At 67.7% G+C, this 20,303-nt stretch carries 17 protein-coding genes; 12 read left to right on the top strand and 5 right to left on the bottom strand.

The features are described 5' to 3' along the window. Positions 1-22 precede the first annotated feature (22 nt). The 3 genes from ORI27_RS09660 to ORI27_RS09670 all read left to right on the top strand — a co-directional run bounded on the left by ORI27_RS09660 (position 23) and on the right by ORI27_RS09670 (position 4,446). Positions 23-877: a GNAT family N-acetyltransferase gene (locus ORI27_RS09660; protein ID WP_265996534.1), complete on the top strand. Its 855-nt coding sequence runs from the start codon at positions 23-25 to the stop codon at positions 875-877. Positions 878-944: 67 nt separating this feature from the next. Continuing rightward, positions 945-2,768 (top strand): penicillin-binding transpeptidase domain-containing protein, encoded by a 1,824-nt coding sequence (locus ORI27_RS09665; protein ID WP_265996535.1) that lies wholly within the window; start codon positions 945-947, stop codon positions 2,766-2,768. Positions 2,769-2,916: 148 nt separating this feature from the next. Next, complete coding sequence (locus ORI27_RS09670; protein ID WP_265996537.1) at positions 2,917-4,446, top strand: PGRS repeat-containing protein; 1,530 nt, start codon at positions 2,917-2,919, stop codon at positions 4,444-4,446. Between the two features lie 84 nt (positions 4,447-4,530). On the opposite strand, the gene ORI27_RS09675 is transcribed toward ORI27_RS09670, so the two are convergent. Then, positions 4,531-5,454, bottom strand: a complete 924-nt coding sequence (locus ORI27_RS09675) for a hypothetical protein (protein ID WP_265996538.1) — start codon at positions 5,452-5,454, stop codon at positions 4,531-4,533. 161 nt (positions 5,455-5,615) lie between these two features. Next, entirely contained in the window at positions 5,616-6,005 is a 390-nt protein-coding gene (locus ORI27_RS09680; protein ID WP_265996539.1) for a QcrA and Rieske domain-containing protein, read from the bottom strand. Between the two features lie 61 nt (positions 6,006-6,066). Here ORI27_RS09680 and ORI27_RS09685 point away from each other — a divergent pair, with 61 nt between their 5' ends. The 5 genes from ORI27_RS09685 (at position 6,067) to ORI27_RS09705 (ending at position 10,410) form a co-directional block, all read left to right on the top strand. Further along, positions 6,067-6,648, top strand: coding sequence for a DUF1707 SHOCT-like domain-containing protein (locus ORI27_RS09685; protein WP_407666259.1), 582 nt, complete (start codon positions 6,067-6,069; stop codon positions 6,646-6,648). Positions 6,649-6,657: 9 nt separating this feature from the next. After that, on the top strand, positions 6,658-7,518 hold the full coding sequence (gene map, locus ORI27_RS09690) for a type I methionyl aminopeptidase (RefSeq protein WP_265996541.1): 861 nt from the start codon (positions 6,658-6,660) through the stop codon (positions 7,516-7,518). A 79-nt stretch (positions 7,519-7,597) separates the two neighbouring features. Further along, positions 7,598-9,100, top strand: a complete 1,503-nt coding sequence (locus ORI27_RS09695) for a cobyric acid synthase (protein ID WP_265996542.1) — start codon at positions 7,598-7,600, stop codon at positions 9,098-9,100. 10 nt (positions 9,101-9,110) lie between these two features. Continuing rightward, on the top strand, positions 9,111-9,782 hold the full coding sequence (locus ORI27_RS09700; protein WP_265996543.1) for a hypothetical protein: 672 nt from the start codon (positions 9,111-9,113) through the stop codon (positions 9,780-9,782). 64 nt (positions 9,783-9,846) lie between these two features. Next, a complete protein-coding gene (locus ORI27_RS09705) occupies positions 9,847-10,410 on the top strand; it encodes an alpha/beta hydrolase (RefSeq protein WP_265996544.1) in 564 nt (187 codons plus the stop codon). Positions 10,411-10,412: 2 nt separating this feature from the next. On the opposite strand, the gene ngg is transcribed toward ORI27_RS09705, so the two are convergent. The 3 genes from ngg to ORI27_RS09720 form a co-directional block, all read right to left on the bottom strand. Further along, complete coding sequence (ngg, locus tag ORI27_RS09710; protein WP_265996545.1) at positions 10,413-12,212, bottom strand: N-acetylglutaminylglutamine synthetase; 1,800 nt, start codon at positions 12,210-12,212, stop codon at positions 10,413-10,415. Further along, positions 12,209-14,017 carry an N-acetylglutaminylglutamine amidotransferase gene (locus ORI27_RS09715; RefSeq protein WP_265996546.1) on the bottom strand — a complete coding sequence of 603 codons (1,809 nt, stop codon included), beginning with the start codon at positions 14,015-14,017 and terminating at the stop codon, positions 12,209-12,211. The genes ngg and ORI27_RS09715 overlap by 4 nt, the downstream gene beginning before the upstream one ends. A 235-nt stretch (positions 14,018-14,252) precedes the next feature. Continuing rightward, positions 14,253-15,782, bottom strand: a complete 1,530-nt coding sequence (locus ORI27_RS09720; protein WP_265996547.1) for an amino acid permease — start codon at positions 15,780-15,782, stop codon at positions 14,253-14,255. 212 nt (positions 15,783-15,994) lie between these two features. Here ORI27_RS09720 and ORI27_RS09725 point away from each other — a divergent pair, with 212 nt between their 5' ends. The 4 genes from ORI27_RS09725 to ORI27_RS09740 all read left to right on the top strand — a co-directional run bounded on the left by ORI27_RS09725 (position 15,995) and on the right by ORI27_RS09740 (position 20,293). Then, complete coding sequence (locus ORI27_RS09725; RefSeq protein WP_265996548.1) at positions 15,995-17,368, top strand: glutamine synthetase family protein; 1,374 nt, start codon at positions 15,995-15,997, stop codon at positions 17,366-17,368. A 70-nt stretch (positions 17,369-17,438) separates the two neighbouring features. Then, positions 17,439-18,158: a gamma-glutamyl-gamma-aminobutyrate hydrolase family protein gene (locus ORI27_RS09730; protein WP_407666271.1), complete on the top strand. Its 720-nt coding sequence runs from the start codon at positions 17,439-17,441 to the stop codon at positions 18,156-18,158. Beyond that, positions 18,155-19,519 (top strand): aldehyde dehydrogenase family protein, encoded by a 1,365-nt coding sequence (locus ORI27_RS09735; protein WP_265996550.1) that lies wholly within the window; start codon positions 18,155-18,157, stop codon positions 19,517-19,519. Before ORI27_RS09730 ends, ORI27_RS09735 begins: the two co-directional genes overlap by 4 nt. Next, positions 19,520-20,293 (top strand): 3-oxoacyl-ACP reductase, encoded by a 774-nt coding sequence (locus ORI27_RS09740; protein ID WP_265996551.1) that lies wholly within the window; start codon positions 19,520-19,522, stop codon positions 20,291-20,293. Positions 20,294-20,303: the final 10 nt, after the last annotated feature.

The raw sequence follows: 20,303 nt of genomic DNA on the forward strand, positions 1-20,303 counted from the left end.
ACACCCGCAGAAAGTAACTGCCATGTCGGCTCCGCCACTGTTTCGTCTGACCGACGAACGACGGGTGACGGTGGTGCGCGACGTTGTGGCGGTGGGCCGGGTACTCGCCGACGATCCGGTCGGTTCCTGCATGGTGGCCGCTCGGGTCGCCGATCACGGCGTCGAGCCGCAGGCGATCGGCGGTGAGCTGTGGACGCGGCGGCGCACCGAAGAATCGCTGTGCTACGCAGGAGCCAACCTGATCCCGTTGCGCGGTGCCCAATCCGACCTTCATGCGTTCTCCGATAAGGCGATGAGCACCGCGCGGCGCTGTTCGTCTCTGGTCGGTCGGGCCGAGCTGGTGCTGCCGATGTGGGACCGCCTCCAACACGCGTGGGGTCCAGCCCGCGATGTCCGCGACCGGCAACCGTTGATGGCACTGGGTGGACCGCCGGCCTGCCGGGTCGACCCGGCGGTCCGCCGGGTGCGGGTCGATGAACTCGACGCTTATCTGGTGGCCGCCATCGACATGTTCATCGGTGAGGTCGGGATCGACCCGCGGATCGGCGATGGCGGTCGCGGATACCGCCGCCGCGTCGCCAGCCTGATCGCGGCGGGCCGGGCCTATGCCCGCTTCGAGCACGGACAGGTGGTGTTCAAGGCCGAGGTGGGGTCACAGTCCCCGGTGGTCGGCCAGATCCAGGGGGTCTGGGTGCATCCGGAGTGGCGCGGCCACGGGCTGGGTACGGCGGGCACCGCGGCCGTGGCCGCGGCGGTGGTCGACAGCGGGCGGATCGCCAGCTTGTACGTCAACAGTTTCAATGTGGTCGCCCGTGCGGCCTATGCGCGAGTCGGCTTCACCGAGGTCGGGACGTTCGCCACCGTGCTGCTGGACTGAATCTCCGTGCCCGAGCACCGGTGCGCCTCCAACGATCTGGGGTCACGGGCTCATAACATCTGCCCCAATGGCTACTTGCACCCCATTAGCAACACGAGTCACAGGAATCACCTCGATTCTCGCGGTGGTGGCGGCGTCGGCGACGTTGTCGGCGTGCACCCCGCGCCCGGATGGACCGGGCCCCGCCGCGGCAAAGTTCTTCGCTGACCTGAGCAAGGGTGACACCGCCGCCGCGGCCCAACTCTCCGACCGGCCCGCCGACGCCCAAGCCGCCCTCAACGAGGCGTGGGCCGGTCTGCAGGCCACCCACCTCGAGGCCCAGATCCTCGGCTCGCGCTACACCGAGGACACCGGCAGCGTGAACTACCGCTTCACCTGGCAGTTGCCCAAGAAACGGTCCTGGACCTATGACGGCGTGCTGCAGATGATCCGCGACGAAGGCAGCTGGCACGTGCGGTGGACTCCCGCCGGACTGCATCCCAAGCTTGGTGAGCACCAGCACTTTTCGTTGCGCGCCGACCAGCCGCGGCGAGCCTCCGTCAACGAAGTCGGCGGCACTGACGTGTTGAAGCCGGGCAATCTCTATCGCTATCAGCTCGACGCCGCCAAGGCCGGTAGCGCGCTGATGGCGACCTCGCGGGTGGTGGCCGACCAGCTGCGCCAGTTCGACAACACCCTGGACCCGCAGCGGCTGGCTGAGCAGGCCAGCTCGCAGAGCAACCCGCTGGACCTCATCACGCTGCGGCCGGCAGATCATGACAAGGTCGGCCAGGTGCTGGACGACCTGCCCGGCGTCGTGGTGACCCCGCAGGCCGACCTGCTGCCCACCGACGACCATTTCGCGCCGGCGGTCATCAGCGAGGTCAAGAAGGCGGTGGTCGACGAGCTCGACGGTGAGGCTGGCTGGCGCATCGTCAGCGTGAATCAGAACGGCGCCGACGTCGACGTTCTGCACGAGGTGGCGGCCAAGCCCGCGCCGTCGATCTCGATCACCCTGGACCGGTCGGTGCAGAACGCCGCCCAGCACGCCGTCGACACCCAGGGCCGCAAGGCCATGATGGTCGTGATCAGGCCATCCACCGGCGAGATCCTGGCGGTGGCGCAGAACGCGGCGGCCGACGCCGATGGCCCGGCGGCCACAACGGGCCTCTACCCACCCGGGTCGACGTTCAAGATCGTCACCGCCGGCGCGGCCATCGACCGCGACATGGCCACCCCCAACACGCTGCTGGGCTGCCCGGGCGAGATCGACATCGGCCACCGCACGATCCCGAACTACAACAAGTTCGACCTCGGGACCGTCCCGATGGCCAAGGCGTTCGCCAATTCGTGCAACACCACGTTCGCCGAGTTGGCCAGTCGGATGCCGCCGACCGCGCTGACGGTGGCGGCGTCGCAGTACGGCATCGGCCCGGACTACACCGTCGACGGGCTCACCACCGTGACCGGCACGGTGCCCCCGACGGTGAACCTGGCCGAACGCACCGAGGACGGTTTCGGGCAGGGCAAGGTTCTGGTCACCCCGTTCGGAATGGCGCTGGCCGCCGCGACCGTCGCCGCGGGCAAGACCCCCAGTCCGTACCTGATCGTGGGCAGCCACACGGGGGAGACCGGCGATCACCCGCCGATCACCCCGGCCATGCTCGACGGTCTGCGTCCGATGATGCGGCTGGTGGTGACCAACGGCACCGCGAAGGACATCAACGATGCCGGTGATGTCCGCGGCAAGACCGGTGAAGCCGAGTTCGCCGGCGGCTCGCACGCCTGGTTCGCCGGCTACCGCGGTGACCTCGCGTTCGCGGCGCTGATCGTGGGTGGTGGCAGTTCGGAGTACGCGGTGCGGATGGTCAAGATGATGTTCAGCGAGCTGCCCACCGACTATCTTGCCTGACAACCCACTGGCAACGTTCTGGAAATTGCCCGGCACAGCCGAAATTGACGACTGTGGTAGCGAACGTGGCTAACATCTCCACTTGGCAAGTCATCTCCGGCGGCAAAGATCCGCGCCGGCGCTAACCAACCGTCTCATAAGGAGTGTCGTGTCCGCGTCTGCCGCCCCCGGCCCAAGGCCCGTGCCCAAATCGGTTGTCCCGTACGCATTGGCGGGAACGGCGATCGCGGGAGCCGCGCTGTTCTTGGCCAATGCAGGTGCGGCCCACGCCGCACCCGGTCCGGACACGTCGGCGGGCCTGCAGTGTCTGATGATGAATACGGGGTGTTCGTCCGGCTTGGTCTCCAGCGCCGCGGCACCTGCCCGGCCGGCCGCGCTGGCAACGGCCGCGTTCAACCCGGAGGCCCAGATCAACTCGTTCGTCGACGCCGCCGGCCAGATCCCGATCCTCAACATCTTCATCAGCAATGGCGCCGACGCGACGGTGCCCGGCGGCAACGGGGTCCGCGCCGGATTGTTGATCGGTAATGGGGGCAACGGTGCCGCCGGCGTCGAGGTGGGCCAGAACGGAGGTGGCGGCGGCGCTGCCGGATTGTTCTGGGGCAACGGCGGAAAGGGCGCCGACGGCGGTCTCGCCGCCAACGGGGGCAGTGGCGGCAATGCCGGGATGCTCTCCCTGTTCGGCAACGGCGGTGGCGCCGGCAACGGCGGCGACGGCACCTACGCCGCCGACGGGACGCCACTCGACGGCGGTGACGGCGGCCGCGGCGGCAGCGCCGGCCCCGTGTCGCTGTTCGGCAAGGGCGGCAACGGTGGTAACGGTGGCGCCGGTGTCGACGGTCTACCGGCCACCAACCCAGCCAGCGGCACGGCGGGTACCAATGGCGCGCCCGGTCCCGACGACATCGTCGCCAGCGGAGTCGCCCAGGCCGGAAACGGAATCGCCGGCACCCCGGGGACCGGATTCGGCGTCAACGGCAACGGTGGAGACGGCGGCACCGGTGGTGACGCGGCGACGACCGACAGCGATGCCGCCGCCGGCGACGGTGGCGCGGGAGCCGACGGCACGCCCGGCGGGGCTGCCGGCGGTCAGGGCGGCGGCGGCGGGAACGCGGCCGCAGGCGACGATGCCGATAGCTTCGCCATCGGTGGTGTCGGCGGTGACGGCGGCAACGGTGGCGTCGGTACCGCCGGCGGCAGTGGGAGCAACGGCGGACAGGGCGGCTACGGCGGCCACGGCGGGGTGTTCGCCACCGGGGGCAACGGCGGCGACGGTGGTGACGGCGGCAATGGCGCCGCGGGCGCCGACGGCGGCCCCGGCGGTGACGGTGGTGGCGGCGGAGCCGCGAGTGGAACGGCGGGCAGCGGCGGCCACGGCGGTGTCGGCGGCGACGGTGGCGACGGCGGTGCGGCCGGCAACGGCGGTAACGGCGGCAACGCCGGGCGCGGCGGCTCCACCGGGGTGTTCGGGGTGTTCGGGCGGGGCGGCCTCAACGGCAACCCTGGTGGGGGTGGCAACCCAGGTCTCAACGGCGGCCAGGGCGGCGCCGCGGGCAGCGGCGGTACGGGCGGTGCCGGTCCGAATCCGGAGGACAAGGGTGCCGACGGTCTCGGCGGAAGCCCCGGAGCTCCCGGGGGCGCGGGTCACGCCGGCACGAACGGGAAGGTCGGGCACTGAGCGGCCGGCCGGACTCGACCGGCTCGCCTCAGCACCCGGTCCCGGTATGACGCGCCGGAGCGCGGCGACCGGCGGCGGTGGGCGCTAGCCTCTCTTGCTGCCTCCGGTGTGGCGGGCGGCGTGCCGGGAAGCCTTCTTGCCCGTGTTGGTAGCGCCGGCCGGTCGGGCCGACCGGCCGGTGCCGGGCTTGGCGGTGTGCTGTGCTGCGGCGGTGGTGGTATCGGTTGCGGCAGCTCCGCCGACCTTGATGCCGTTGATGTTGAAGCCGGGGCCGGACTTCGTGACGACCTGCCCGGTTTGCAGGATCGACCCGGCGATCGCCAGCGGACCCGGTCCGGCGGCCACGGTGTTACCGCTGCCGAAGTCGGCGAATGCCGCGTTGCCGTTGCCACCGTTCGCGATGGCTTTGTTGTTGGTCCCGCCGACCGTCCATGCGGTGTTGAGGGTGCCCAGGGCGTAGGCGAGGTGGCCACCACCGGTCCCGTTGCCGAACAGGTTGACGGCGAGGTTGCCCTTGCCAATAGCTTCGACCACGCTGCCGCCGACGACGGTGGTCCCGAGTGAGACGTTGAGGGCGGTATTGAGACCCAGATAGTTCAGCGATGTCGACGCGACCGCGACGGCTACCCCGTTCGAGCCCAGTTGGGTCGCCATTCCCACGATCCCGGTAGCCTGCGCGAGGGCGTTGTTGCCGATCGCCGTGCCGAAGTCGAAGATGTTGGTCTGGACAACATCACCGGCAACAGCGATCGCGGAGTTTCCGACCGCGACGGCACTGGAGAACCACCCGTAGGCCAATGCCTGCGAGCCGGTGCCGATGGCGATGGCGATGCTGGTCGGGGTGCTGACGCAATCGGCGCTGTTGCCGATGCCGAAGAACGAGGCGCAGGTGGCGTTGGCGGATGGAGCTGAGCCCAGCCCCGTGGTGGCGAGTGCACCGGCGGTCAGCGCGCCGACCGCGATCGCGCCGGTGAATTTGTTGATGACAGTTCCTGTGCGTTGGCTCATAGTTACCTCCCGGTGAGCTGTGCGATCGCTATGACAGAAGGTAAAAGTAGCCGCTGCGGAGATGTCGAATGCAAGTAATTCGCTACTCGTTAATTGACGAGAGGCAAGTTGTTGGTTGCCGGGAGGCAACTAATCACGGGGCCTGGTGACGGGCGCTTGCGTCAGCCGGCGACGATCTCGCCGCCGGCGACCTTCACCGCCACCGGGGTCAGCGGCGCCATGGCCGGGCCGCGGAGCACCGCGCCGTCGAGCCCGAACCGGCTGCCGTGACACGGGCAGTCCAGCGTGGCACCGGTGACCGACGGCAGCTTGCAGCCGGCGTGGGTGCAGCGGGCGACAAATCCCTCGAACACCCCGGCCGTCGGCTGGGTGACGACGGTGTCGCCGATCACCTTGCCCGAACCCACCGGGATGTCGGCGACGGGAGCCAGCACCTGGCCCGCTGCCGGGGCTGTCGGGGACGCGACGAGCTCGCCGGTATTGGTGTTGCAGGCGGCAATCGGTGCGACCGCGGCCCCGATCAGGACGGTGCGGCGCGGCAAGGCAAACATCGGGCCAGGTTAGCCGAGGTTGACGGCGGGTCCTTTCACATGGGTGAACGGGTACCGTGGAATGGCCATGACCGGACTCGACCACACCCCCGCGCTGCGGGTGTCCGATGCCGACCGCAACGGGACGCTGCGGCGGCTGCACAATGCCGTCGCGCTGGGCCTGATCGACATCGGCGAATTCGAAGAGCGTTCGGCGCAGGTGTCGGCCGCGCGGATGCAGACCGACCTCGAGATACTGGTCGACGACCTGCCCGGGCCGGGTGCCATCGTCACCTCGGCGGCCGACCGGGTGGAACTGCGCGGTTGGATGGGCTCGCTGAAACGGCATGGCGAGTGGATGGTGCCGACCCGGCTGGCACTGGTGCGCCGGATGGGCTCGGTCGACCTCGACCTCACCAACGCCCGGTTCGCTGGACCCGTCGTCGTCATCGAGCTCGACATGGTGCGCGGTTCGGTGGACCTGCGGCTGCCGATCGGGGCGAGCGCCTCTATCGACGACGTCACCGTCTACGCCGGTAGCGCGCGGGACCGCCGCAAAGACGCGCCGGCGGAGGGCACCCCGCACGTCGTACTCACCGGTCGGGTGGTGCTGGGTTCGGTCAACGTCCGCGGTCCCAAGCGTCCGCTGCTCCGTCGCCATTAAGCTGGCGATATGCCCGTACGCAGTGCACTCCGTCCCGGAGTGGTCTCACCGACTCTTCCGGTTCCGAAATCGATCGAGCGTCCCGAATACGTCGGCAAGTCGACTGTCGCCGAAGGCAGCGAGCCGTGGGTCCAGACGCCCGAGGTCATCGAGAACATGCGCATCGCCGGTCGCATCGCCGCAGGCGCGCTGGCCGAGGCGGGAAAGGCCGTCGAGCCCGGGGTGACCACCGACGAGCTCGACCGGATCGCCCACGACTACATGGTCGATCACGGTGCCTACCCGTCCACCCTGCATTACAAGGGCTTTCCGAAGTCGTGCTGTACGTCGCTCAACGAGATCATCTGCCACGGCATCCCCGACTCGACCGTCGTCGAGGATGGCGACATCGTCAACATCGACGTGACCGCCTTCATTCACGGGGTGCACGGCGACACCAACGCCACGTTCCTCGCCGGTGACGTCAGCGAGGAACACCGCCTCCTGGTCGAGCGGACCCACGAGGCGACGATGCGGGCCATCAAGGCCGTCAAGCCCGGCCGGGCCCTTTCGGTGGTGGGCCGGGTGATCGAGGCATACGCAAACCGGTTCGGCTACAACGTGGTTCGCGACTTCACCGGGCACGGAATCGGCACGACGTTCCACAACGGCCTGGTGGTGCTCCACTACGACCAGCCCAGTGTCGAGACCGTCCTCGAACCGGGGATGACCTTCACCATCGAACCGATGATCAACCTGGGCGCGCTGGACTATGAGATCTGGGACGACGGCTGGACCGTGGCCACCACGGACCGCAAGTGGACCGCGCAGTTCGAGCACACGCTGGTCGTCACCGAGGATGGCGCGGAAATCCTGACCTTGGCGCCGTGAGACCCTCCCCGCGAGCAGTCACAAAAGCACCCGACACGCCGGGAGTTTGGGGACATTTGCGTCTGCTCGGCGCAAGAAAGTGAGGGGCGCGCTGCTCGTTGCCGGCACCACATCGGACGCCGGCAAGTCGATGGTCGTCGCCGGACTCTGCCGGCTGTTGGCGCGCAAGGGGATTCGGGTAGCGCCGTTCAAAGCGCAGAACATGAGCAACAACTCGGTGGTCACCGTCGACGGCGGCGAGATCGGCCGGGCTCAAGGTGTGCAGGCGCGTGCGGCCGGGCTGCAGCCCAGCACCCGGTTCAACCCGGTGCTGCTCAAACCCGGCAGCGACCGAACCTCGCAGCTGGTGGTCAAGGGCCGGCCGGTCGGCTCCGTCGGCGCGGCCGACTACATCCGCCACCGCGACCGGCTGGCCGGGGTGGTCGCCGCCGAACTGGCCTCGCTTCGAGCGGATTTCGATGTGGTGCTGTGCGAGGGGGCCGGATCACCCGCCGAAATAAACTTGCGTGCAACCGATCTGGCGAACATGGGTCTGGCCCGTGCCGCGAACCTGCCCGTCGTGATCGTCGGCGACATCGACCGCGGTGGCCTGCTCGCGCATTTGTTCGGCACCGTCGCCGTGCTGTCGGCGCAGGATCAGGCGCTGGTCGCCGGCTTCATCGTCAACAAGTTCCGCGGTGATCCCGGGCTGCTCGCGCCGGGACTCGACCAGCTGGCCGAACTCACCGGCCGGCCCACCTATGGGATCGTGCCCTACAGCGACGAGCTGTGGTTGGACAGCGAGGACTCGGTATCGGTGGTGGCCGGCCACCTGGTCGGGACGCCGGCCCCGCCGTGCGGGGAGCACTGGCTGCGGGTCGCGGCGATCCGCCTGCCACGGATCTCGAACTCCACCGACGTCGAAGCGCTGGCCTGCGAACCAGGCGTGCTGGTCCGTTGGGCGGTCGACCCCGCGGAGGTGGCCGACGCCGATGTCATCGTGATCCCCGGCAGCAAGGCCACCGTCGCCGACCTGGGCTGGCTGCGTGAGCGCGGCCTGGCCGGCGCGATCGTCGACCATGCCGGTGCCGGCCGTCCCGTGCTCGGCATTTGCGGTGGCTTCCAGATGCTGTGTCGGCGGATCGGCGACACCGTCGAAACCGGCGCGGGTGATGTCGACGGGCTGGGGCTTTTCGATGCCGACATCGATTTCGCACCCGACAAGGTGCTGCGGCACTGGCCGGGCCCGTTGAGCGGCTACGAGATCCATCACGGCCGGGTGACACGCTGCGCCGAGGACGTCTGGTTCTCCGCCGACGGCGCTGCACAGGGCTATGCCCGCGGCGCGGCGTTCGGCACCCATTGGCACGGCCTGCTGGACAACGACGAGTTCCGCCGCGACTGGCTCACCGCGGCCGCGACGGCCGCGGGCCGGCCGGGCTTCCAGGTCGCCACCGATATCAGCGTGCCGGCCCGCCGAGATGCCCAACTCGATGTCATGGCCGACCTACTGGTGGCCCACCTAGACATCGACGCCCTGTTATCGCTGCTGGACGGCGGCACACCGGTGCGCCCCACGGTCAGTACGCGGCTGAATCGGTAGCCTGAAACTCATGTCGAGTCGGACGGTGCTGGTCACCGTGGCGGTTGCCGCCGCGATGCTGGTCGCCGGCTGCGGATCGACCGTCACCGGCACCGCGACGTGGCCGGGTGCCACCCTGGACAAGGTCACCCTGCGGGCGGCGGATTTCCCACCCGGAGTCCACTACGACCGGATCGTCGAGCATCCCGGGCAGCCCGACGGCGCCGGTGCTCCGCCATCGATGCTGTCCCGCCCGGCGGGCTGCGCCAATGCCATGACCAACGTCATCGCCGAGTCGGCCGAACGCGGCCCCGGCAGCGCGGTGAAGTATGCGGCGACCTACGACGGCGCCCGGATCGTGATGACCGTGCTGTCATGGCCGTTGGATCTGGCGAAGCTCGAGGCGGCGGCCACCCGTTGTGCGGAATTCGAAGCGTTCTTCGATCGATCGAGCAGCGGGATTCCCATTACCACAACCGAGCTCTCCGGTGTGGGCGATGGCGTACTGGCCTATCAACAAACCATGCGGTTGATGGGTTCGCCCAGCAGTATTTATATGGCGTTCCAGAACGTCGGCAAATACGGGATGTTCGGAATCGCTTTTCCCACACCCAATCCCAGTGTCGAGGCCAAGGCTTCCTTGCCGGAGACATTCCTGGACGTGTTTGCCAAACAGGCCGTGAAAATCCGTGGCGTGACCTGAGTGGGCTCTGAGAGACAATGTGGAAAACGCGACCCGTAGCGCGGTTTGCCAGTAGCGTTACGAAATGCTTTCGACAATGGTGACTGTCGACGGGTTCCCCGTCCCTGTCAGCATGACCGGCCCCGAGAAGGGGCCCTACGTCGTTGTGCTGGGTGCTGCTCAGCATGCACCCGCCGCCTACGACGGGGTCTGTCAGCGACTGCACACCGCCTCGGTGCGAACGGTCGTTATCGGCGCCGACCCGCGCCTGCACCCCAAAGCGGTAGTGGGCGTCCTCGATGCGCTGGATGTCCGTTGGGGGATCCTGGTGGGCGACCGCGCCGGCGCTGAGCTCGCGTGGGAGCTGGCCGCCACCCGCCTCGACCGCTTCACCGGACTGGTCGTGATCGACCGCGGGCACCCGCGGGTTCCCGACCAGAACGGCGTGGTCCGTGATCAGGACTGCCCTCCGGTCGAGATCAACACGACCGCCTTGGTCAGCACGCCGGCGGCCCGGGCGGTCGCCAGAGCCAGCCAGCGCTACGTCTACAGCGATTTCCGGCTGGTGGAGTTCACCGGACGGCGAAACGCCGCGGAGTCCACCGCACAGCTGGCCGCGGAGATCGTGTTACGTACCAGCACCTGGTGAATTCAGGCCGGCGGCACCTCGGCGGCCTCCTGGGGGGTCCAGGCCTGGGGTAAACCCGGCTGCCCCGGAAACAGGAAGTCGACGAATGCCTGGGCGGTGGGCTGCGGCTCGTGATTGGCCAGCCCGGGACGCTCGTTGGCTTCGATGAACACGTATTCGTCGCGGGTCACGTCGGGGACCAGAAGGTCGATGCCGGTGACTGGGATGCCGATGGCCTCGGCGGCCGCAACGGCGACCCGGCACAGCTCGGGATTCACCTTGGCCGTCACGTCGTGAATGGTGCCGCCCTGGTGCAGGTTGGCCGTCCGGCGTACCCGCAGGCTCTCACCCTCGGGCAGCACAGCGTCGAACGACCAGCCGGCCTCGGCCACCGTCGCCTCGGTGACCGCGTCCAGGGGGATACGCGACTCGCCACCGGTGGCCGCCGCACGGCGCCGGCTCTGCGTCTCGATCAGCTCTCGGACGGTGTGCTTGCCGGTGCCCACGACCTCGGCGGGCTTGCGCAACGCCGCCGCGACCACCTTGCCGTCGATGACCACCAGGCGCAGGTCATCGCCGGCGGCACGTTGCTCGATCAACACCTCGGGATGCTGTTCACGCGCGCGAGCCAGTGCCGAGTCCAGGGCCTCGGGCCCGTCCACCCCGACGGTGATGCCCTTGCCCTGCTCGCCGCGGGTCGGTTTGACGACGACATCGCCGACCTCGGCCAGGAAAGCGTGGTCGTCGGCGTCGAATGTGGCCAGTCGGCCCCGGGGCACCACGATGCCGGCCTCCGACACGATGCGACGGGTGAGCCGCTTGTCGTCGCAGCGGCTCATCGCCACCGCAGAGGTGTACTCGCTCAACGATTCCCGGGTCACCACGCTGCGCCCACCGTGCGACAACCGCATCTCGCCGGTCTCGGCGTCGAGCACTTCGACCCGGATACCTCGACGCATCGCTTCGTCGGCGATGATTCGCGCATACGGATTGAGATCGTCGACGGTTTCCGACGGCGGCGTGAACAGCGGTTCGTTGATCGCGTTCTTGCGTTTGACGGCCAGCACGGGGACGCGTTGAAAGCCGAGCTTCTCGTACAGCGCGATCGCGGCGTCGTTGTCGTAGGCCACCGACAGATCCATGTAGGCGCGGCCCCGGTCGCGGAAGATCCCGGCCAGCGTCCGGGTCAGCGCGGCGCCGACGCCGGGCAGGCCGGCGGCCGGGTCGACGGCCAGCGTCCACAGGCTCGAGCCGTCTTCGGGGTCGTTGAACAGCCGTTTGTGGTCCACACCGGTGACGGTGCCGATGACCGAACCGTCGTCGTCGCGAACCGCCACCAGATACTCGACGGCGTCGCAGCGCAGGTGGTTGTTCCAGATCACCTCGGTCGGGGCGGGCACCATGCCGCAGCGCAGGTAGACCCGGTTCATCTCGTCGGCTTCGGACTTGTCGCGCAACGACCGCACCGAGAATCCCAGCGGGCGCGGACCTTCGGCATCGTCGGCATGCAAACGCCACCGGTAGGTGTGACTGGGGTCGATGAACAGCTCGGCCGGCGACTTGGCCACCAGGACATGCGATTCGCGGGCATAGATGCAGATGTCCCGGCGACCCTGGGCTTCCTGCTGCAACACGGCGGCCAGCTTGTCCGGATCTTGGAACGTTTGACCGAAAATCAGTCGGCCCCAACCGAGTTCGAGCACGGTGTCGTCGGACAACTCGTTGATCAGGTGCTGTGGCGAGGCGTCGTGCAGGCTCATCGTGATGGCTTCGGTGCTGGCGGTGGCGCGCGATGCACCGCCGTCCTCGCCCTGCGTGCTCATGCTGCCGGCCCGGTGATTCCGTGTTGCTGCAACCAGAGCTCGAGAAGTCCGACCTGCCATAGTTCGTTTCCGCGCAGCGGGGTCAGCCGCCCGTTGGGATCGGCCAGCAGTCGCTCGACCCCTTCGGGGCGGAACAGGCCGCGTTCCTTGGCCTGCGGCGCGTACAGGGCGTCACGGACCATGTCCAGATACGGCCCCTCGAGGTGGGTGAGGGCGGGAACCGGGAAGTAGCCTTTGGGGCGGTCGATCACCTCGGCCGGAATCACCTGTCTGGCAGCTTCTTTCAGAACACCCTTGCCCTCGTGTGCGGTCTTGAGTTCGGGTGGGCAGGTTGCCGCCAGTTCGACGAGTTCATGGTCGAGGAACGGCACTCGGCCTTCCAGGCCCCAGGCCATCGTCATGTTGTCGACGCGTTTGACCGGATCGTCGACCAGCATCACCGTGGTGTCCAGCCGCAACGCGCGGTCCACTCCGGTCTGTGCGCCGGCTCGGGCGAAATGTTCGGTGACGAACGCCAGGCTGGGGTCGTCCCGGCAGGCGACCCGCTCGTCGCCGAGCAGGGCCGCCACCCCGTCGTGGTCACGGTCGAAGAACGCCCCGCGGTAGCGGCTGACCGAACCGGCGACGCTGGCCGCATCCGGCTCCGCCATCGGCGGATACCAGTGGTAGCCGGCGAACACCTCGTCGGCACCCTGACCGGATTGCACCACCTTGACGTGCTTGGCCACCTCCTGGCTCAGCAGATAGAACGCCACGCAATCATGGGAGACCATCGGTTCGCTCATCGCGCCGATCGCGCCGGTGAGGGCGGGCAGCATGCGGGCGGTGTCGATGCGGATCTGGTGGTGGTCGGTGTCGAAGCGCTTGGCCACGATGTCGGAGTACATGAACTCGTCACCCTTGACACCGCCGACCGACTCGAAACCGATCGAGAAGGTCGACAGCCCCGTCTGGCCCGCCTCGGCCAGCAGACCCACGATCAGGCTGGAGTCCACCCCGCCGGAGAGCAGGCAGCCGACCGGCACGTCGGCGACCAGACGACGTTTGACGGCAGTGCGCAGGGCGTCGAGAACCGCGTCCTCCCAATCGCGTTCGGTCCAGTCGGAACGCTCTTCGTGGCGAGTGAAGTCGGGTGCCCAGTAGGTGATCTCGCGTCGGCTGCCGTCCGGCTCGATCGCCAGCAGCGTGCCGGGAGGCAGCTTGCGCACCCCGCGCAGGATGGTCAGGGGTGCCGGCACCACCGAATGGAAGCTGAGGTAATGGTGCAGCGCGACCGGGTCGATGCGGGTATCGACGCCGCCACCGGCCAGCAGTGCCGGCAGCGTCGACGCGAACCGGATCCGGCGGGCGTCCTCGGTGACGTAGAGCGGTTTGATACCCAGTCGGTCTCGGCCCAGCAGCACCCGCCCGCTATCGCGTTCGGTGATCGCGAAGGCGAACATTCCGTGTAGACGCTCGACAAATCGGTCGCCCCAATGGTGGTAGGCCTTGACCAGCACCTCGGTGTCGCTGTGGGAGAAGAACCGGTAGCCGTGCCCGGCCAGCTCGTCGCGCAGCGCCTCGTAGTTGTAGATGCAGCCGTTCCAGCAGATGGTCAGGCCGAGGTCGGCGTCGACCATCGGCTGGGCACCGGCCTGCGTCAGATCGATGATCTTGAGTCGACGATGCCCCAGCGCCACCCGGCCTTGCGACCACACGCCCGCGGCATCGGGTCCGCGAGGCGCCATGGTTTCGGCCATGGCGGCCACGGCGGCCACATCGGGTGCCTGGTCGTCGAGACGGACTTCCCCAGCCGCTCCACACATCGCTTCGAACCCTACCCGTGTCCTTTGCCCATCGATACCCGAGTGCTCCCGGCTGTTGGGCCTGGACCGGTGTTTACGCAGGCGAGAGGGCGTTTAATCTCACAGACTTCTCATGTTGAGATCTCGCTACCGGCCTCGCATCACACATGGACCGCGCCCCTCGGCCGGTGGCACGAGGGGCGCGGGACCCTGCCTCACGGCGGGCCTGGGGTGTGGTCTCCCGTGGCGGAGGCTCTCAGTCGGTATGGCCTTTGAGGATCTCGTCCTCGATGGTGCCGCCCAGTCCTTCGGCCTCGGGGTCGTACCCGTGCAGGCCGCCGGTGACCGCGTACTCCTCCTCCGGTGAGAGCACCAGCCGGTGCCGGCCGTAGAGCCCGAAGATCAGCAGGCCGACCACGTAGAAGATCACGATCGTGATCACCGCCGGCCGGTAGGCGGGGTTGATCAGCACCGCGACGAAAGTGACTGCGGCGATGACGAGCGCGACGATCGCACCGGCGTTGCCCGTCGGGCTGACCCATGGACGACGGGCGTTGGGGAATTTGCGGCGCAGCAGCACGAACGAGACCATCTGCAGCATGTAGGCCAGCACCGCGCCCCACACCGCGATGTTGAGCACGACATCGCCGGCACCTTCGTTGAAGTTCACGATCAGCAGTGCGACGAAACCGATGACCGCGCCGGTGATCAGTGCGATGTAGGGCGTCTGGCGGCTGCCGGTCAGCGACAGCACCTTCGGGTAGTAGCCGGCCCGGCTCAGCGAATAGAGGTTGCGGCCGTAGGCGTACATGATGCCCTGCAGGCTGGCCAACAGACCGATGAGTGCGAACGCCGACAGTACCGCGGCCCAGCCACTCGGCAGGAAGGCCCGGAAGCCGTCGAGCAGTGGCTCATCAGCGCTGCCGAGTGCCGCGGCACCGGTGACCGCGGGGTTGAGGAAGTACACGATCGCCGCGCAGACAACCAGCGAGATCATGCCCCAGATACCGGCTTTGGGAATGTCCTTGCTCGGGTTGTGCGCCTCCTCGGCGGCCAGCGGCAACTCTTCGATGCCGAGGAAGAACCACATGGCGAACGGCAGCGCGTAGAGCACGCCCATCACCCCGAACGGCAGGAAGGTACTGGTGCCACCCTTGCTCGGATCCGGTTCGATGTCGAACAGCTTGCTGAAGTCGACGGCCCCGTTGACGATGGCCAGGATCCCGAACAGCACCAGGATGCCCACCGAGATCACCGCGACCACGATCGCGAACTTGAACGAGATCTCCGCGCCCCACGAGTTCAGCCCGACGAAGATGGCGTAGAGGATGATCCACCACACCCAGCCGGGCAGGGACAGCCCGAACAGGTCGCTGGTCACGGCGTCGGCGTAACTGGCCGAGAAGTAGACCACCACGCCGGTGGTGAACACGTACTCGATGGACTCGGCGAATCCGGTGATGAACCCGCCCCACGGTCCCATCGCGGCGCGGGCGAACGAGTAGGCGCCACCGGTGTGTGGCATGGCCGCCGACATCTCCCCGATGGAGAACAGCATGCCGAAGTACATGACGATGATGACGATCGCGGCGATGCCCAGACCGCCCCAGCCGGCTTCGCCGATGCCGAAGTTCCAGCCGGAGAAGTCGCCGGAGATGACCGCTGCTACACCGATGCCCCACAGACCCCAGAATCCGGCCGTGCGCAGCAGTGTCCGTTTCTCGAAATATCCCTCGCCGGCCTGGGTGTAGGTGACACCCCCGGATTTCAGCTGTTCATCGGCCATGGCGGTTGGCTCCTAACGAGTTGTCCGAGTTGTCGCGCAGGGGACCCTGCGAGGACGGCGCCTGTTCTCTAGGGAGAATAGAATGCCAAAGGTCTGTTGTCCTACCTTTGGAGTGACAGTCGTGTTAATCCTGAAGCTGATAGCCGAAGGGTTCGGACGTCCAATGGTTGACTTCTCGGCATACCTGTCACAGACCGAAGGGAGAACATCCGATGAGTCAGAGGTTGCGCCCCGGTCTGCTGGTGCAGGCCGAACTGGAGAGCAAGGTGGCCGCGGGTGAAATCGACACGGTGATCGTGGCGTTCGCCGACATGCAGGGCCGGCTGACCGGCAAGCGGGTCGCGGCACGGTTATTCGTGGAGGAGGTCGCCGCGCACGGCGCCGAGTGCTGCAACTACCTGTTGGCCGTCGACGTCGATATGAACACCGTCGATGGCTACGCGATGTCCAGCTGGGACTCCGGTTACGGCGACATGGTGATGACACCGGATTTCAGCACCTTGCGGGTGCTGCCCTGGTTGCCGGGCACCGCCCTGGTGATGGCCGATCTGTCGTGGGTCGGCGGCGGGCCGGTCACGGCCGCGCCGCGCAGCATTCTGGGTACCCAGCTTGACCGGCTGGCCCAGCGTGGGCTGGAAGCCTTCGTCGGTACCGAGCTGGAGTTCATGGTCTTCGACGACACCTACCGCGACGCCTGGGCGGCTGGTTACCGCGGACTGTCCAAGGCCACCGACTACAACGTCGACTACGCCATCCACGCCTCCACCCGGATGGAGCCGTTGCTACGCGACATCCGCCTGGGCATGGACGGAGCCGGTATGTACTGCGAAGGTGTGAAGGGGGAGTGCAACTTCGGTCAGCAGGAGATCGCGTTTCGCTACGACAGTGCGCTGGTCACCTGCGACAACCACACGATCTACAAGAACGGCGCCAAGGAGATCGCGGACCAACACGGTAAGAGTCTGACGTTCATGGCGAAATACGATGAGCGCGAAGGCAACAGCTGTCACATCCACATCTCGTTGCGCGATACGGAGGGTTCGGCCGTATTTGCTGAAGCCGATGATCCGCTCGGCATGTCGCCGATGTTCCGCAGCTTCATCGCCGGCCAGCTGGCCACCCTGCGCGAGCTGACGCTGTTCTATGCGCCCAACATCAATTCCTACAAGCGATTTGTCGAGGGCAGCTTCGCGCCGACGGCGATCGCCTGGGGGCTGGACAACCGCACCTGTGCTCTGCGGGTGGTGGGCCACGGCCATTCAATGCGGATGGAGTGCCGCGCACCCGGCGGCGACGTCAATCAGTATCTGGCGGTGGCCGCGCTGGTGGCCGGTGGTTTGTACGGGATCGACAACGGTCTGGAGCTACCGGACGCCTACGCCGGCAACGCCTACACCAGCGGAGCGCAGCGACTGCCCACCACCCTGGCCGAGGCTGCCGCGCTGTTCGAAGGTTCGGTGGTGGCCCGTGAGGCGTTCGGCGACGAGGTGGTGGCGCACTACCTGAACAACGCCCGAGTCGAGTTGGCCGCCTTCAATTCCGCGGTGACCGACTGGGAGCGGGTGCGTGGCTTTGAACGCCTCTGATTTTCCGGCGAGCAGACGCAAAAGTCCCTCCGCGACCGGCGTGTCGGAGTCTTTTGCGTCTGCTCGGCCGATCATCGGCTTGACCACCTATCTCCAGCAGGCGCAGACCGGGGTCTGGGACGTGCACGCCAGCTTCCTGCCGGGCATCTACCTCGAGGGCGTCACGCTGGCCGGCGGAATCGCCACCCTGCTGCCCCCGCAGCCCGTCGACGCCGACATCGCGAGCCGGGTGCTTGACGGGCTCGACGGCCTGATCGTCACCGGCGGCAAGGACGTCGACCCGGCCGCCTACGGCCACGACCCGCACCCGACCACCGACGAGCCGGCCCGCGATCGCGACGCCTGGGAGTTCGCCCTGATCGCGGCCGCGCTGCGACGGCATCTGCCGGTGCTCGGGATCTGCCGTGGCGCACAGGTGCTCAACGTCGCGCTGGGCGGCACGCTGCACCAGCATCTGCCTGATCTGCTCGGGCACACCCGCCATCAGCAGGGCAACGCGGTGTTCACCACCTCCAAGATCAGCACCATGGCCGGAAGCTTGCTGGCCTCGTTGATCGGCCCGAACACGAATGCGCAGTGCTACCACCACCAGGCCATCGACCGGCTCGGTGACGGGCTGCTGGTCAGCGCCCTGGATGACGAAGGAGTGATCGAGGCCGTCGAAATGCCCGGCCGCGACTTCGTTCTGGCCGTGCAGTGGCATCCCGAGGAGACCTTGGACGATCTTCGGCTGTTCGCCGGCCTGGTCGAGGCGGCACGGGTGTATACGACAGGGAGGGTGAGCCAGTGACCATCACTGAGCTGGTCAATCCGGCGACCGAACAGGCGCTGCGCACCGTCGAGCTGACCGACACCGCCGGCGTCGACGACGCCGTCGCGCGCGCCAAGGTGGCGCAAAAGTCTTGGGCCGCGGCCGCCCCCGCCGAGCGGGCGGCCGCACTGCGGGCCTTCGCCGCGGTGGTCGACGCCCACGTCGGTGAGCTGGCCGCCCTCGAGGTAGCCAATTCCGGGCATCCGATCGGCGCCGCGGAATGGGAAGCCGGCCACGTGCGCGACGTGCTGCAGTTCTATTCGGCGACCCCGGAACGGTTGTCGGGCAAGCAGATTCCAGTCGCCGGCGGCCTGGACGTCACCTTCAACGAGCCGATGGGCGTGATCGGGGTGATCACGCCGTGGAACTTCCCGATGCCGATCGCGGTGTGGGGCTTCGCGCCCGCATTGGCCGCCGGTAACGCGGTGGTGCTCAAACCGGCCGAGTGGACCCCGCTGACCTCGATGCGGCTCGGTGAACTCGCCGAGCAGGCGGGTCTACCCGAAGACCTGTTCCAGGTGTTGCCCGGTCGGGGTTCGGTGGTCGGCGAGCGGTTCATCAGCCACCCGGACGTGCGCAAGATCGTGTTCACCGGCTCGACCGAAGTCGGCACGAGGGTGATGGCCGGGGCGGCCGCCCAGGTCAAGCGTGTGACGCTGGAGTTGGGCGGCAAGAGCGCCAATATCGTCTTCGCCGACTGCGACCTGGAGCGGGCCGCGGCCACCGCACCGTACGGCGTCTTCGACAATGCCGGGCAGGACTGCTGCGCTCGTAGCCGAATCCTGGTGCAGCGCAATATCTTCGACAAGTTCATGGAATTGCTCGAGCCTGCCGTCAAGGGTCTGGTCGTTGGTGATCCCGCCGCCCGTGATACCGAGATGGGCCCGCTGGTCTCGCGCAAGCACTACGACTCGGTGGCCGCCTACGTGCCCGACGACGCGCCCGTCGCCTTTCGTGGCTCGGCGCCGGGCGGACCCGGGTTCTGGTTCCCGCCCACGGTGCTGACCCCGGAGCGCACCGACCGCACCGTCACCGAGGAGATCTTCGGCCCGGTGGTCACCGTGCTGCCGTTCGAGGACGAGGCCGATGCCATCGCCCTGGCCAATGACACCGAATACGGTCTGTCCGGGTCGATCTGGACCGACAACCTGTCCCGGGCGCTGCGGGTGTCACGCGCAGTCGAGGCCGGCAACCTCAGCGTCAACTCGCATTCGTCGGTGCGCTACAACACCCCCTTCGGTGGGTTCAAGCAGTCCGGTCTGGGCCGTGAACTCGGCCCGGATGCGCCGTTGTCGTTCACCGAGACCAAGAATGTGTTTTTCGCAGTAGAGGAGAGCTAGATGGATCTGACCCAGCGACTCAAGGACAAGGTCGCGGTCGTCACCGGTGGTGCGAGCGGCATCGGACTGGCGGCCGTCAAGCGGATGCGAGACGAAGGCGCCATCGTCGTCATCGGGGATCTCGACGAGGCAACCGGCAAGACCGTCGCCGACGATCTCAACGTGACGTTCGTCCAGGTCGATGTCTCCGATCAGGTCGCGGTGGATCGCTTGTTCGACACCGCTTTCGAGATGCACGGTGGGATCGACATCGCGTTCAACAACGCCGGTATCAGCCCGCCCGACGACGACCTCATCGAGAACACCAGCATCGATGCCTGGGACCGGGTGCAGGACGTCAACCTCAAGTCGGTCTTCTTCTGTTGCAAGGCGGCCCTGCGGCACATGGTGCCCGCGCAGAAGGGCTCGATCATCAACACCGCATCATTCGTCGCGGTCAACGGTTCGGCGACCAGCCAGATCTCCTACACCGCATCCAAGGGCGGCGTGTTGGCCATGTCGCGTGAACTTGGAATCCAATACGCGCGCCAGGGAATTCGGGTCAATGCGCTATGTCCCGGCCCGGTGAACACCCCGCTGTTGCAGGAACTGTTCGCCAAGGACCCCGAGCGGGCGGCGCGTCGGCTGGTGCACGTGCCGATGGGCCGGTTCGCCGAACCCGAGGAGCTGGCCGCCGCGGTGGCGTTCCTGGCCAGTGACGACGCGTCGTTCATCACCGGGTCCACCTTCCTGGTCGACGGCGGCATCACCGGTCACTACGTGACCCCGCTGTAAGGCTTCACCG

This window comes from Mycobacterium pinniadriaticum (genome assembly GCF_026242045.1).
GTDB classification, from domain to species: domain Bacteria; phylum Actinomycetota; class Actinomycetes; order Mycobacteriales; family Mycobacteriaceae; genus Mycobacterium; species Mycobacterium pinniadriaticum.